This window comes from Bacillus aerolatus (assembly GCF_009183655.1).
Lineage (GTDB): Bacteria > Bacillota > Bacilli > Bacillales > Domibacillaceae > Pseudobacillus > Pseudobacillus aerolatus.
The window spans coordinates 152,875-168,298 of record NZ_WEIO01000007.1; the positions used below are offsets into that span (position 1 = coordinate 152,875).

General features: G+C 41.5%; 11 protein-coding genes. 8 read left to right on the top strand and 3 right to left on the bottom strand.

Annotation, left to right across the window (positions count from 1 at the left end):
* The first annotated feature begins 283 nt into the window (after positions 1-283).
* From F9802_RS12895 to F9802_RS12915, 5 genes are all read left to right on the top strand, one after another.
* Positions 284-1,528, top strand: coding sequence for a quaternary amine ABC transporter ATP-binding protein (locus F9802_RS12895; RefSeq protein WP_152152556.1), 1,245 nt, complete (start codon positions 284-286; stop codon positions 1,526-1,528).
* Positions 1,529-2,377 (top strand): ABC transporter permease, encoded by an 849-nt coding sequence (locus F9802_RS12900; RefSeq protein ID WP_152152558.1) that lies wholly within the window; start codon positions 1,529-1,531, stop codon positions 2,375-2,377.
* The gene (locus F9802_RS12905; RefSeq protein WP_152152560.1) at positions 2,374-3,285 is read left to right on the top strand and encodes a glycine betaine ABC transporter substrate-binding protein; all 912 of its coding nucleotides are present in this window, start codon (positions 2,374-2,376) and stop codon (positions 3,283-3,285) included. Before F9802_RS12900 ends, F9802_RS12905 begins: the two co-directional genes overlap by 4 nt.
* Before the next feature lie 174 nt (positions 3,286-3,459).
* On the top strand, positions 3,460-6,183 hold the full coding sequence (locus F9802_RS12910) for an ATP-binding protein (RefSeq protein ID WP_152152562.1): 2,724 nt from the start codon (positions 3,460-3,462) through the stop codon (positions 6,181-6,183).
* Between the two features lie 304 nt (positions 6,184-6,487).
* Positions 6,488-9,202: a sensor histidine kinase gene (locus F9802_RS12915; protein WP_152152564.1), complete on the top strand. Its 2,715-nt coding sequence runs from the start codon at positions 6,488-6,490 to the stop codon at positions 9,200-9,202.
* A 158-nt stretch (positions 9,203-9,360) separates the two neighbouring features.
* Here the strand turns inward: F9802_RS12915 and F9802_RS12920 are convergent, their stop codons facing one another.
* Together F9802_RS12920 and F9802_RS12925 are read right to left on the bottom strand one after the other, a co-directional pair.
* Positions 9,361-10,749, bottom strand: coding sequence for an S-layer homology domain-containing protein (locus F9802_RS12920; protein ID WP_191991934.1), 1,389 nt, complete (start codon positions 10,747-10,749; stop codon positions 9,361-9,363).
* Positions 10,750-10,902: 153 nt separating this feature from the next.
* Entirely contained in the window at positions 10,903-11,046 is a 144-nt protein-coding gene (locus F9802_RS12925) for an acid-soluble spore protein N (RefSeq protein WP_152152568.1), read from the bottom strand.
* Positions 11,047-11,609: 563 nt separating this feature from the next.
* Here F9802_RS12925 and F9802_RS12930 point away from each other — a divergent pair.
* Positions 11,610-13,061 carry an N-acetylmuramoyl-L-alanine amidase gene (locus tag F9802_RS12930; protein ID WP_225435345.1) on the top strand — a complete coding sequence of 484 codons (1,452 nt, stop codon included), beginning with the start codon at positions 11,610-11,612 and terminating at the stop codon, positions 13,059-13,061.
* A gap of 66 nt (positions 13,062-13,127) precedes the next feature.
* On the opposite strand, the gene F9802_RS12935 is transcribed toward F9802_RS12930, so the two are convergent.
* On the bottom strand, positions 13,128-13,331 hold the full coding sequence (locus tag F9802_RS12935) for a hypothetical protein (protein ID WP_152152571.1): 204 nt from the start codon (positions 13,329-13,331) through the stop codon (positions 13,128-13,130).
* Between the two features lie 94 nt (positions 13,332-13,425).
* Here F9802_RS12935 and F9802_RS12940 point away from each other — a divergent pair, with 94 nt between their 5' ends.
* A complete protein-coding gene (locus F9802_RS12940) occupies positions 13,426-14,865 on the top strand; it encodes an FAD-binding oxidoreductase (protein ID WP_152152573.1) in 1,440 nt (479 codons plus the stop codon).
* A complete protein-coding gene (locus F9802_RS12945) occupies positions 14,862-15,401 on the top strand; it encodes an MFS transporter (RefSeq protein ID WP_152152574.1) in 540 nt (179 codons plus the stop codon). Before F9802_RS12940 ends, F9802_RS12945 begins: the two co-directional genes overlap by 4 nt.
* Positions 15,402-15,424: the final 23 nt, after the last annotated feature.

Below are 15,424 nucleotides of genomic sequence, written 5' to 3' on the forward strand. Positions count from 1 at the left end.
ATAAATTACTTTATCGTACGATGAACATAAAGTATTCATGCATAGAGAGACTAATTTTACATATAGAATACATATAGACCCACTTAAAGTAAAGAGTAGGTGTCCGATAGGAAAAGGGAGGAAATAAGAGGAAATATAAGAAAAACTGCTGTAAGTTACGTACAGTTTTAACTGTACGTACTTTACTCAGAGAATATCACGCATTATGGAGTTTGTGCATGGAATATTAAAAATATTACAATAATATAGTCGGTGCAAAAAACATGTAATGAGGGGTGAGAGAATGAATGAGTCGAATCTGAAGAAAATCGAAGTCAAGAACGTGACGAAAGTTTTTGGGAAAAATGTAAAAAAAGCGACGCAGCTTTTAAATAGTGGAAAATCCAAAAATGAGATTTTGAAAACAACCGGTGCAACGATTGGCGTGAACAAGGCAAACTTTGACGTATATGAAGGTGAAATATTTGTCATTATGGGGCTTTCAGGAAGTGGGAAGTCGACGCTCGTCCGTTTGCTCAACAGACTGATTGAACCATCAACAGGAAATATTTTAATAGATGGTCAAGATGTTGTGAAAATGAATAAAGAACAATTGCGTGATGTAAGGAGAAAAAAGATCGGAATGGTCTTCCAAAACTTTGCGCTTTTTCCACATCGTACAATTTTGGAAAATACAGAATACGGCTTGGAAATCCAGGGAGTTGCTAAAGCAAAAAGAAAGGCAAAAGCGAAAGAATCACTTAAGCTCGTTGGACTAGAAGGATATGAAGAACAATATCCAAACCAGTTGAGCGGCGGGATGCAGCAACGGGTTGGACTGGCGCGTGCCCTTGCGAATGAGCCTGATATTTTACTGATGGATGAAGCATTTAGTGCGTTAGATCCGCTGATCCGCAAAGATATGCAAAATGAATTACTTCAATTACATGATTCAATGGGAAAAACGATCGTCTTTATTACGCATGATTTGGATGAAGCACTCCGAATCGGTGACCGGATTGCCTTAATGAAAGATGGGCAAATTGTTCAAATCGGAACACCTGAAGAAATTTTAATGAGTCCATCGAATGAATATGTGGAGAAATTCGTTGAAGATGTTGATTTATCCAAAGTCTTTACAGCCGCGCACATTATGAAACCTGCAGAAACCGTCCAAGTAGATAAAGGACCAAGAGTAGCACTCACCTTAATGAAAAACCTCCGAATCTCTTCTATTTATGTCGTGGATAAACAAAATCGACTGTTAGGAGCAATCACAGCCCAAGGTGCGAAAGAAGCGGCCGAAACAGGTGCAACATTGCAAAAAGTCATGATTCAGGAGATTTCAACGGTGCCGGCGGAGACTCTATTAATCGATTTATTCAATCTTGTATCAACCGCTGCTGTTCCAGTTGCCGTAGTGGATGAAAGTCACCGGATGCAAGGGATTGTTATTAGAGGAGCTTTGATCGGTGCATTAGCTGGAAATGACGTATACATTAACAACCCAGATATACATAAGACAGATGATTTAAAGAAGGTGGATTAATTGAACGGACTACCAAGAATTCCGTTAGCAGATTGGATTGATCTTTTCGTCGATTGGTTAGTGAGCCGCTTTGGCGGTATATTTGATGGCGTGGCGAATTTTCTCGAACAAACAGTTGAAGGTATTGTCAGCGGTCTTGGCTTAATTCCAGCGATCTTAATCGCCCTATTCATAGGGCTAGTCGCATGGTTAGTTTCGAAAAAAAGTATCGCGATATTCTCTTTTACAGGTTTTTTAATGATCGATTATTTAGGTTATTGGGATGCAATGCTTCAAACATTAGCCCTCGTACTAACCTCTGTTATCATCTCGATTGTGGTCGGGGTTCCTATCGGCATTTGGGCCTCACAAAAAGAAACGGTGAGAAGAATCGTCACGCCGATGCTCGACTTTATGCAAACGATGCCTGCATTCGTCTATTTATTACCAGCGATATTCTTCTTTAATATTGGGGTTGTTCCTGGCGTTGTTGCATCCGTTATTTTCTCGATGCCGCCAACGATTCGTTTAACAATCTTAGGTATTCGTCAAGTCCCAAGGGACTTGATCGAAGCGACTGAAGCGTTTGGTTCCACAACAGGGCAACGATTAATGAAAGTGCAACTCCCGCTCGCCATGCCAACGATCATGGCTGGAATTAACCAAAGTATTATGCTGGCCCTTTCCATGGTCGTTATCGCTTCAATGGTAGGAGCGCCAGGGTTAGGTGAAGAAGTGTACCGGGCCGTTACACAATTGAAAACCGGCGTTGGCTTTGAAGCCGGAATTGCGATCGTCATTTTAGCGATCGTCTTAGACCGAATCACACAAAATATTGGAAGACAAAACCAAGGAGGAAATGTGTCTTGATTAAAAAATTAGTAGGTTTTAGTAGTGCGGCGATTTTATCGTTCGGATTAGCCGCGTGTGGCGGTGATAATGCCAACAAGGACAGCGCGGACGCGAAAGAGAACACAAGCGCGTCGTCCGTTGGAGAAAGTGTCAATTATAAAATCACCGGGATTGACCCGGGTGCAGGAATTATGGAAGCAACGGAAAATGCAATTAAAGATTACGAGTTAACAGACTGGAATCTCGTAACAGGTTCAGGTGCGGCGATGACCGCTGCACTGAAAAAAGCATATGACAAAGAAGAACCAATTATCGTTACAGGCTGGAACCCGCACTGGATGTTTGCTGAATATGATTTGAAATATTTAGAAGATCCTAAAGGCTCATACGGAGAGGCGGAAGAAATTCATACGATCGCACGTCTCGGCTTGAAAGAGGACCTTCCAGAAGCGTATCAAGTGCTGGACCAATTCAAATGGGAAGATGCTGATATGAGCGCGGTTATGGTTGACATTCAAAATGGGGACAAACCTGAAGAGGCAGCAGGAAAGTGGATTGAAGAAAATGCTGATAAAGTAAGTGAATGGACAAAAGGCGTGGAAAAAGTCGATGGCGACAAAATCAAGCTGGCATACGTCGCATGGGATAGTGAAATTGCGAGCCATAACATCATGAAAAAAGTACTTGAAAATATTGGCTATAAAGTGACATTGACACAAGTAGAAGCAGGTCCAATGTGGACAGCGGTCGCAGATGGCAGTGCCGATGCCACGCTTGCGGCATGGCTGCCAGGCACACATAAAACATATGCCGATAAATTTGAAGGTAAATATGATGATCTTGGTGCGAATATGGAGGGTGTGAAAATCGGCTTAACCGTTCCTGCTTATATGGACATTGATTCAATTGAAGGTTTAAAAGAATGATAGAAAAAAGCTCGCCTGTGGGAATAACCGCAGGTGATTCTTTTTGTTGTTGGTAAATAATTATTCTGCCAATCCGGAGATCTGCAAAATAGTTTGAAAATTAACACTACCCGCCTTATGATATATAGTATTGATATTAAAGTACGTAAATGATTACCGGGGGAAGAGAAAAGTATGAAGTTCAAAACAAAACTGTATATAGGATTTGGTTTTCTTTTCGGGCTATTTATCATTTCTTATCTTATTTTTATGATTATGATGAATCAGCTGAATCAAAGTACGAAAACTGCTGTTAAAAACTATGAGATGCTTAATTTGGCTAACACGATTCAAAATGAGTTGAATGTTTTTAGCCGGGAATCAAGAGGAATGTCTGCCAATCCGCCTAAAGAACTGATCGGAGAATTAAGAGAAAATAGAAATCAAGCTCTTCGTAATGTAGATATGGCAATAGAGTCCTTGGAAAAGTTAGATAAACGTGAACAGTCGCAGCAAATAATCCAGAAATTAAAGAGGATGAGTAAAACATACGATGCGCTAGAAGAAGAATTGGATGCATTAAGGGAGGCAGGGAGGTATGAGGAAGTAGATGCCCGTTTTTGGTATGAAAGCCTAGAAGCAAGAGAAGGGATGAGCAAACTTGCCGGGGAATTACAGACGCTGCAAAAGCAAACCGTTGACAAGGAGCTGAATCAATCCCGCAAGACGTATAAATTAATGAATCAAATGATTTTTCTTTATGCGATAGCTGGTTTTTTGATCGGAATAAGTACGACGATCTGGATTTTGCGGAGCGTAGCAGGCAATTTAAATAAGGTTACTTCCGTCATGACAAAGATAGCTTTTGGCAAATCTGATCAATTGCCGCGCATCAAGGTCACTTCAAAAGATGAAATCGGGGAAATAGCCGTCGCCTTTAATGAAATGGCTCAAGCTTTGGAAACGCATACGATGCAGGAAAAAGAATTAAAACATGCCGCCGAGGAACATAGCTGGTTAAAAACGAAAGTGGCTGAAATCGCTACGATGTATCCTAGTATAGATAGCTTAGAAACGTTGGCACGGCTATTTATCACAAAAGTTGCGCCTATGACAGGGGCAACTTACGGTGTCTTCTATATGAAGCAGGGGAACGGGGAGGGAGCGAAATATCAAAAGCTCGCTGCCTATGCTTATAACGATCAAGAAGTAGGCAAAGACAACTTTTGTGTAGGGGAAGGGCTCGTTGGACAGTGTGCCTTAGAGAACCGTATGATTTCACTCCATCAAGTTCCTGACAATTATATTAAAATTTCTTCTGGACTTGGAGCAGCGTCTCCTGCAAATGTGCTGGTCATTCCAGCGGAGTTTCAAGGAGAAGTACTGGCTGTGATTGAATTGGCCTCATTTGAACCGTTCAACCCTCTTGAACAAATGCTGCTCCAAGAGGTCATGGACAATATCGGTATAAATATAAACAGCATTTTAAGACATATGCAAGTAGAAAAGCTGCTCGAAGAATCACAAGCGTTAACGGAAGAGCTGCAAAGCCAATCGGAAGAGCTTCAATTGCAGCAAGAAGAGCTCCGAACAGTAAATGAACAGCTTGAAGAACAATATGAAAGTTCTGAGCAGAAGACAAAGGAACTGGAAAAAACAAAAAGTATGATGGAAGAAAAAGCAAAGCAGCTAACCGTTAGTTCGCAATACAAGTCAGAATTTCTTGCCAATATGTCCCACGAGCTGCGAACGCCGCTCAACAGCCTGCTTATATTGGCTCAAATGCTGGCTGAAAATGCAGGTAAAAACCTTACTGCCAAGCAGGTGGAATATGCAGAAACGATTTTCTCGTCGGGAAATGATCTCTTACATTTAATTAACGACATCTTAGATATAGCCAAAGTGGAAGCAGGGAAAATGGAAATTATGTTTGAAGATGTGAAGCTTAGTGACGTGAAAGAGTTTGTCGAAGCGCAGTTTATTCCGATTGCCCGCGAGAAAAAAATCCAACTAAATGTTCAGTTCGCTCCTAATTTGCCAAAGGTTATCCATACTGATAAACAGCGATTGCAGCAAATCTTGACAAATTTATTATCCAATGCGTTCAAATTTACTGAGCAAGGTGCGGTATCTTTAACAATAGAAAAAATTGAAAAAGGAATTCATTCAGATATGGAGCTTGCCTTTTCTGTTAAAGACACGGGCATTGGTATCCCAGCAGAAAACCAGGATATTATCTTTGAGGCATTTAAACAAGCTGATGGAACGATCAGTCGTAAATATGGGGGAACAGGATTAGGCCTTTCGATTAGCCGGGAAATCGCTCATTTATTAGGCGGCTTTATTGAAGTGGAAAGTGTAGAAGGCGATGGAAGCACGTTTACTTTATACTTGCCGAATTATATCGACATGAAAAGTACAGAATTAGCTAGTTATGAAGCGGAAGCAGCTGCAGGGGTGGCAGAAGACTTAGACTCTGTATCCGCTGTTGATTCAGTTGAACTTTTATTAGAGGCGGATGAAACAGGGAAACAGAAAGCCTTGCTAGAAGGAAAGAAAATACTTGTGGTGGATGACGACATGCGTAATATATTTGCGTTAACGACAGCACTTGAAAGTTATTTAGTGGAGGTTTTGTTTGCGGAAAATGGCAAAGAAGGGGTTGCTGTACTACAAGAACATCCAGATATTGATCTCGTTCTCATGGATATTATGATGCCTGAGATGAATGGATTTGAGGCGATTCAAGCAATACGCGAAATTCCCGAATTCGAACGCCTGCCGATTATTGCCCTTACAGCGAAGGCAATGAAAGATGACCGCAAGCAATGTATTGAGGCAGGAGCCTCAGATTATATTAGTAAACCGGTGAATTTAGAACAGTTATTTTCAACGATGCAAGTATGGCTGTATAGATAGATTGGGAGAAGTGAGAGTTTCCCATAAAATAAAAAAACCCGCCTATCATTTTGCTGATAAGTGGGTTTCTTCTGTTTTTTTAAACCAATTCTTCTTGATTTTCTGTAGGAGTCTTTATATAAGATTCAATGATTTTATCGAAAAAAGAAGGAAAATTAGGAATAATAAGGAATACCTAAAAATGGTTCAAAAATTGATATTATTCTATCTGTTTTTTAGTAGAGATAAAAGGAAAATGTGACTATGCTCTCGTATATACATTATATATTTTAGTGAAAAAAGTTGGGCAGGGGGAGGGGAATATATGAAATTTAAAACGAAATTATATATAGGGTTTGGTGTTCTTTTTGGGCTGTTTATTATCTCTCATTTCATTTTTATGATCATGATGAACCAACTGAATCAAAATATGACGAATGTTGTTAAAAACTATGAGAGGCTTAATTTGGCTAACACTATTCAAGGCGGTTTGTTTGATTACAGCATGGAATCAAGAGGTATGATGGCCAACCCGCCTGAAGAGCTTCGAAAAAAGTTTCTGAAAAATATGGAGGAAGCCGAACAAAGTGTGGATACAGCGATAGAGTCCCTGGAAAGACTAGGCAGCGGTGAACGTTCAGAAGCATTAATTCGAAAATTAAAGACGTTGAATACACCCTTTTTTGAAAATGCAAGAGAAACTGATGCACTAATAAAAGACGGTAAAATTAAGGAAGCAACTCAATTGTATTGGTATGATGGGCGAGAAATGAGAGAAGAAATGATCGAAGTTGCTAATGAAATACAAACCATACAAAAACAAAGGGTCGACAAGGAGCTAAGTAACTCCAGCCACACTTATCATTTAGTTAATCAAATGATTATTGTGTTTATAATAATAGGTTTTCTAATCGGGAGTGGAATGATTATTTGGATTCTGCGGAGTGTAACAGGCAATCTAAATAAAGTCACTTCCGTCATGACAAAGGTTACTTTTGATAAATCAGATCAGTTGCCGCGTATAACGGTAACATCAAAAGATGAAATCGGGGAAATTGCTGTGGCGTTTAATGAAATGGCTCAAGCTCTCGAAACGCATACGATGCAGGAGAAGGAATTAAAACATGCCGCAGAGGAACAAAGCTGGTTAAAAACAAAAATTGCTGACATCGCTACGATGTATCCTGGTATAGATGATTTAGAAACTTTAGCGCAACTATTTATCACAAAGGTCACACCTATCGTGGGGGCAAATTACGGTGTCTTCTATATGAAGCATGGCAAAGGAAACGGAGAGCAGTTTCAGAAGCTTGCTGCTTATGCCTATAACGATCAAGAAGTGGGCAAAGACAGCTTTCGTTTAGGGGAGGGGCTTGTTGGGCAGTGTGCGTTAGAGAATCGTGTCGTTTCGCTCCAGCAAATTCCTGACAATTATATAAAAATTGCTTCGGGTCTTGGTTCAGCATCCCCATCCAATATATTGATTATTCCAGCCGAATTTCAAGGAGAAGTACTGGCTGTGATTGAACTGGCCTCTTTTGAATCGTTTAGTGAGCTGGATCAAATGTTTCTTGAAGAGATCATGAGCAATCTCGGTGTCAATATAAAAAGCATTTTAAGGCATATACAAGTAGAAAATCTGCTTGAAGAATCGCAGGCATTAACAGAAGAACTACAGAGCCAATCGGAAGAGCTTCAATTGCAGCAAGAAGAGATGAGAACAGTGAATGAACAGCTTGAAGAACAATATGAAAACTCTGAACAAAAGACAAGAGAATTAGAAAAAACCAAAATTATGCTGGAAGAAAAAGCAAAGCAGTTAACCGTTAGTTCACAATATAAATCAGAATTTCTTGCTAATATGTCCCACGAGCTGCGAACGCCGCTCAATAGCCTGCTTATACTGGCCCAAATGCTGGCTGAAAATATAAATGAAAACCTTACTGCTAAACAAGTGGAATATGCGGCAACGATTTTCTCGTCAGGAAATGATCTCTTGCATTTAATTAACGACATCTTAGATATAGCCAAAGTGGAAGCGGGGAAAATGGAAATTCTGTTTGAAGATGTGAAGCTTAGTGACGTGAAAGAGTTTGTCGAGGCGCAATTTATTCCGATTGCCCGCGAGAAAAAAATTCAATTAAACGTTCAGCTCGCTCCTAATTTGCCAAAGGTTATTCATACTGATAAACAGCGGTTACAGCAAATATTGAAAAATTTATTATCCAATGCGTTCAAATTTACTGAGCATGGTGCGGTATCTTTAACAATAGAAAAAGGGGTTCATTCAGATACAGAGATTGTCTTTTCTGTTAAAGACACGGGCATCGGTATCCTAGCAGAAAACCAGGATATTATCTTTGAGGCATTTAAACAAGCCGATGGAACGATCAGCCGTAAATATGGCGGCACAGGGCTGGGTCTTTCGATCAGCCGGGAAATCGCTCATTTATTAGGCGGCTTTATTGAAGTAGAAAGTGTAGAAGGCGATGGAAGCACGTTTACTTTATACTTGCCTAATTATAACAACATGAAAAGTACAGAATTAGCTAGTTATGAAGCGGAAGCAGCTGCGGGGATGGTTGAAGACTTAGGCGCTGTACCTGCTGTTGATTCAGTTAAACATTTATTAGAGGCGGATGAAACAGGGAAACAGAAAGCCTTGCTGGCAGGCAAGAAAATACTTGTGGTAGATGACGACATGCGTAATATATTTGCGTTAACGACAGCGCTTGAGAGTTACCTAGTTGACGTTTTGTTTGCAGAAAATGGCAAGGAAGGGGTTGCATTATTACAAAAAAATTCGGATATAGATCTGATTCTTATGGATATTATGATGCCTGAGATGGATGGGTTTGAGGCGATTCGAGCGATACGCCGGATGCCTGAATTCGAACGCCTGCCGATTATCGCCCTTACAGCGAAGGCAATGAAAGATGACCGCAAGCAATGTATCGATGCAGGAGCCTCTGATTATATTAGTAAACCGGTGAATTTAGAACAGCTATTTTCAACGATGCAAGTATGGCTGTATAGATAAGAAAAGTTTAGAGTAAGTGACGGATTTAGTTTAGCTCATCTTTGCATAAGCAGATTAAAATTGCCGACAGAAAAAGTGGATGTTTTAGGAGAATAAATGCAGGGCCAGTCCCCGCCGCATTAAAGCGATGGGAACTGGCCCCTTTTTGTTTCGTTCATTTACTGTAAAGTCTTACTTGCCGCAGCCGTTTTGGCACCGGCTTCAAATTCACCAAACTGCATCGTGTAAAAGCTTTCTTTGTCACTCAATGCCATAATAGTGCCGTTTGTTGTGGACATAGTTTCTGCACCGGCGTCTGTCAGTCTTTTTAAGACGGAGGCATCAGCATAATTGGCTCCTTTGCCGTGCGATAAAGCAGCAAAGACTGGAGCAACGGCGTCGACAAATTCTTGTGACGTCGCTGTGGCTGCTCCGTGCTGGCCTACTTTCAATACTTCTGCATCAAGGTTATATTTAGCCATGAGCTGTTTTTCTACTTCAATCGTTGCGTCTGACATGAGCAAAAAGTCGATCTCGCCGTGGCTGACTTCGAGAACGACCGAGCCATCATCTGCGTTTGCGGCTTTGCTGTTGGCGTGTAAGACGGTGATGGATACTTCTTCATCAGTTGACAAGTTTTGTCCTTCTTGTGCATTCGTCAAAGTTACTTTGTTTGCTTTAGCTGCGTTCGCATAATTTGTATAATCTTTGGACGTGCTTTTTAAACCGGAATCAATGACTTTTTGAACGTTGAAGTGATTAAGCACATAGTCAGCGCCGCCGATATGTTCCGAATCGGGCTGAGTAGCGATAAATGTGTTGATTTCTTCAATGCCAAGAGCGTCAAGTTCCTGCGCGATCGCTTCATCGGATGGACCGGCATCAACGAGTACCGTCTCTCCATTCGGAAGGCCGATCAATGTAGCATCACCTTGTCCGACGTTTAGGAAGAATACTCCAAATGCGTCAGTAGTAAAATAAGACAATGCTCTTGATAAAAAGGCTGCGAACTGCCCGCGTGTAACAGGATTATTCGGTTTGAATGTACCATCTTCATACCCGTATGTAATCTCGGTAGAGACAATCTTTTTAATATACGGATAGGCTGCTGAACTTGGTGAAACGTCGGTAAATTCAACCTCTGCTTCATCTGTCAGTTCAAACGCTTTTGCGAGAATAATAGCCATTTGGGCACGAGTCACGGTTTGGTTCGGACGAAATGTTTTGTCCGGGAAACCGGAAATAATGCCTTCTTCCACCGCAGATGTAATGTAGCCGGAAGCGGTATTAGATGAGCTCACATCAGCAAACGGCGTTTTTCTTTTTTCCCCGTCAAGATCAAATGTTTTTCCGATTAAAATGGCTGCCTGGGCACGAGTCACCGCCTGATCAGGTTTAAAGGTGCCATCCGGATAACCGGTAATGATTTCAATATCGGATAAAAAATCAATATCATCAAAGAAGCGGTGGGAGTCCGGCACATCCTTAAATGTGGCCGCCTGTGCAAACGGCGTGAACAAAGTAAAGGTAAGAATAAGAATGAAAAACAAAGATAACGATTTTTTCAAATTAGTAACTCCTCTCATATGTTACAACGATTATAAAATAAGAAAAAATAAAAGAATAGAGGAAAAAAATGGATGAAAAAGTACCTGTCACTCCTCAAGATTTGTCGAATTCATTCGACATAAACCAAGAAGTGACAGGCACCCATTTATAGATTATTCGCCCTTTGTTTGTATTACTTGTGCGTGTTTTCCTGAAGTGTCCTGCATTTTCTTCCCTTTATTTCCTCCAAAGCCACGAGATTGTGTGCCCATTTCGTTTGGTGCGAAATCTTTTCCATTTCTTTTGGGATTGCCCATTTATATCCCTCCTTTTCAATTATAGCTTTGCCAAAATGAAAGGAGATATAAATGGTTTTAAGTGGTAGTTATTCGCCGCTTTTCCCCTTTATGGAAGCAGTGGGTGAAAAAATACTTTAAATTAGCAAGTATATATATCATGGTTAATCAAGGGACATTTTATGCTGAATAAGTTGAAGTAGTTGTGGCATACTATCACCAAAAACGAAGTGGTTTTCTTCTTTCGTTTTCAAAGTGATTCGGACAGACAGGCACTTATGAAAAATGAACAAAATCCAAATTCGCTGTTGATGCTTATGCTGTTTTATACAGCGGGCGCGTCCATAATAAATAAAAAATGCAGAGAGCCGACAAGCGGTTCTTTTCTTTTTTTGTTTAAAATTAGATTAGATATTATATTACAGAAAAATTACAAAAATGTTTTTATTATTACGTTTATGCTAAAAATCTACATAACTAGCGTTTTTTTGACGAAAAGGTAATTAGTAAGTAAAAAAGATATGTTTAGAAATAAATATATATGCTAGACTTAAGTGGTAAATTTTGCGAAAGGAGACAGATTTGTGAAGAAAAGTTCGATTTTTGTTGTTTTGATGTTTTTCTTAATTATTCCTCTCTTTGGGTTTCATACAACGGCGCAGGCAAGTGGTTTTACAGATGTCCCTTCCCGGGCATTAAAAGAAGTTAATTATCTGGCGGAAGGAGGCATTGCCAACGGTTCATCTGCCACAATTTTTGCGGCTGAGAGAATTGTCACGCGGGAAGAAGCAGCGGCTTTCATCGGGCGAGCTCTGCAATTAAACGGCACAAAGCGCGAGACGACCTTTAAAGATGTGCCAGCTGGCAATTTTGCATCCGGCTATATTCAATCAGCAGTCGAAAAAGGAATCTTGTCCGGCTATGATGGCGGACGGTTTCTTCCATATAAAGAAGTGACGCGCGGCGAAATGGCTGTTATGATATCAAAAGCGTTTGGCTATGAGTTTGGCGGAACTCTCTCCGGTGCGGCAAATGCATTAATGTCACGCGGAATCGCAAGAGGCGTGGAGGATGGAACATTTGGAGCGGATCAGCACCTCATCCGTGCTGACTTCTCCGTATTCCTTGCTCGTGCTATCAACCCGGAATTCCGGACGACAGACACAGCAAGCCCTGCAAAAGCGCTTTGGGTCAATGTAGACAGCTTGAATGTTCGCACAGGCCCATCTACTAATTATGCAAAGAACGGTGCTGTGAAGGAAAATGAGAAAGTGCTTGGCGGACATGAAGTGGGCAGCTGGATGTACATTCAATCCGGCAGCGTCACAGGATTCGTGCATAGAAGCTACTTGCGTAATACGGAAAAAGCAGGCAATAGCGGCAACTATTCAGACAGCGACAACGATCATTCAGATTCAGGCACTATAGGAAAGGCCGATCCGCGGCTGGCGGATCAAACGATTATTCTTGATCCGGGCCACGGCGGCAGTGATCCAGGAGCGGTTGCTCTTGGATTAAAAGAAAAGGACGTTGTACTGGACACAAGCTTGAAAGTAAATGCGTTATTGAAAAAAACACCTTTCAAGGTTGAAATGACCCGCACAAACGATACGTTCCCTTCTTTGTCACAACGGACGGCCTTTGCCAAAAATAAGGGCGGTAATGTTTTCGTCAGCATTCATGCCAATGCGGGCGGCGGAACAGGAGTGGAAACATTCTATTACACGAAGGCGGCAACAAACCCCTACGTTACCGACAGTAAACTGCTGGCAACAAAAATTCAGCAGCGCATGGTTACGGCTATGCAACTGAAAGACCGGGGCGTCAAAAAGACGAGCAGCTATTATGTACTTAAGTACAATAGCATGCCGGCTGCCCTGGCCGAACTCGGCTTCGTTGATAATGCAACTGACAATGCAAAGCTGAAGTCAGACTACTGGCGGACAGCAGGCGCTAAAGCGATCTACCTCGGAATCCTGGACTACTATAAAGCGAAAGGCTACGAAGTCGATTCCCTTTATGACGCGGCAAAATAGAGAGCTAAATAGGTAATTTAAAAAGAGAGTGATCCAAAAGCTAGGCTTTTGGATCACTCTCTTTTCTTATTGGATGGAAATAATGAACAACGTTTGCTCGAAAATAGATCCCAATGAATTCACCTCTTCCTCATCTACGATCATTCTGTCTTCCCCGTAACTTCCATCCGGCAGTACTTCCTGAACGTCAACCCGTGTCAGCTGGTTGCAGCCGGCCAGCAGAAAGAGAAACACTGAAATAAAAACGAGGCCAGCTATGTCATTTTTCAAATGAATTGTCCTCCCATAATTTTCATAATAATTAAAATTGTGTTAACCCATATGTTAAGATAAAACTAGACATTTTATTTAGGGGCAGGCTCTTATGAATAAAAAAACAATCGCTTCATTTTTAATCGGATACAGTCTCCTTTTCGCGGGCTCTATCTATACGTACGAACAAAAAGTTTCCCGGCCGGTCGCTGATGATGCCGGCCAGCTGCTGCCGACAGCGGTGAAAAGCATTAAGCAGGCAGAAGGTGAAAAAGAACTGCAATCTATCGTCCACCGAGCGAATCGAACAGACGATAAACTTTCGATCGCGGGTATGCAGCACAGCCAGGGCGGGCATACGTATTATCCGAATGCGATCATGATTGATATGAAGAAATACAATAAAATACTCGATTTCAATCCACAGCAGCAAACAATCACTGTGCAAAGCGGAGCGACATGGGATGATATTCAGCGGCGGGTTAACCCGCACGGCTTAGCGGTAAAAGTGATGCAGTCGCAAAACATTTTTACAATCGGCGGATCGCTCAGTGTCAACGTTCACGGCCGCGATATCCGCAATGATTCGTTAATTGACACGGTCGAATCGTTTCGGCTGTTAACAGCAGATGGAGAAATTATTCATGTCAGCAGGGAAGAAAATGAAGAACTGTTTCCGCTCGTCATTGGCGGATACGGCTTGTTCGGAGTTATTTTAGATGTCACGTTCACGTTAACGAAGAATGAGTTGTATGAAACGAATACGAAATCGATCGATTACAGCGAATATGCTTCTTATTTTACGAAAGAAGTAACGAATAACCGTAAAGTGAAAATGCATTTAGCCCGCATTTCGACTGCGCCGGATACATTTTTAAGGGAAATGTATGTAACCGATTGGACGCTCGCTGTCAGTCAGCAGGAGCTGTCATCTTATAATAAATTAAAAGAAGACCGGATCGTGGCGGCACCGAAAATGCTCCTTGGCTTATCCCGTTACAGTGACTGGGGGAAAAATAAGTTTTGGGAGTGGCAGCAGATGTATATGAACCGGGGGAGCGGCAAGCTTGAGACGAGAAATAACGTAATGAGATCGGAAACTGCATTTATGGAATATGAAAGTAGTGCACGTACAGAAGTGTTGCAGGAATACTTTGTGCCAGTCAGCGAATTTACGAGTTATATAGATGACTTGAGAACTCTACTAGAAAAGGAAGAGGAGTTCAACTTGCTTAACATCACTATCCGCTACGTGGAAAAAAATGAACGGGCGGTGTTGTCGTATGCAAGAGACGATATGTTTGCGCTTGTTCTGCTAATCAATCAGGGCCGGTCTTCCGGCGACATGAAACAAACGGAAAAAGTCGTCCGAAAGATGATTGATGTTACGCTAGAGCATAACGGCAGTTACTATTTGCCTTACTATTCCTATCCGACGAAAGAACAGCTGCACACCGCTTACCCACGAAGCGAAGAATTTTTTCAAATGAAAAGAAAGTATGACCCAGACGAGCGCTTTACTAACTTTTTCTATGAGGAGTATGGCAAATGAATTTCCAACGATTTATTTTTTCACAAAGCTTACTCGTCATGGCGAGCAGCATGATTTTTCCGTTTTATATTTTGCTGCTAAGAAATGTCGGCGACAGCTACTCGCAATTCGGTTGGGCATATGGATTATTTGCGTTAACGTCTGCCGTCGCTTACCCAGTGATCGGAAAAATAGCGGACAAATCAGGTGATCGGCTGCTGCTCATTATGTATGCGTGGGGGATGGCGGTTATCCTGCTATTCTTTCCGCTCGTCACAGAAGTATGGCAAGTATATATTTTGCAAATCATTATGGGGCTGCTCGGCGCTTTGCAGAAAAACACAGAGAAAACCTCGCTGGCTCGCCACGTCGCCAAGGAAACGGCCGGCAAGGAAATCGGAAACTATCATATTTGGACATCGGTCGGAGCGTCTGTTGCCATCATTTTAACCGGCTACATCGTTGACTTTCTCACCATCGGGAGTATTTTCTACCTCGCTTCGTTCGTTTATGTTATTAGCGGAATCATTTTATTAAAAAAGCAGGAAGATCATTAAGTTTAAAAAAAGTGAGGGGGTTA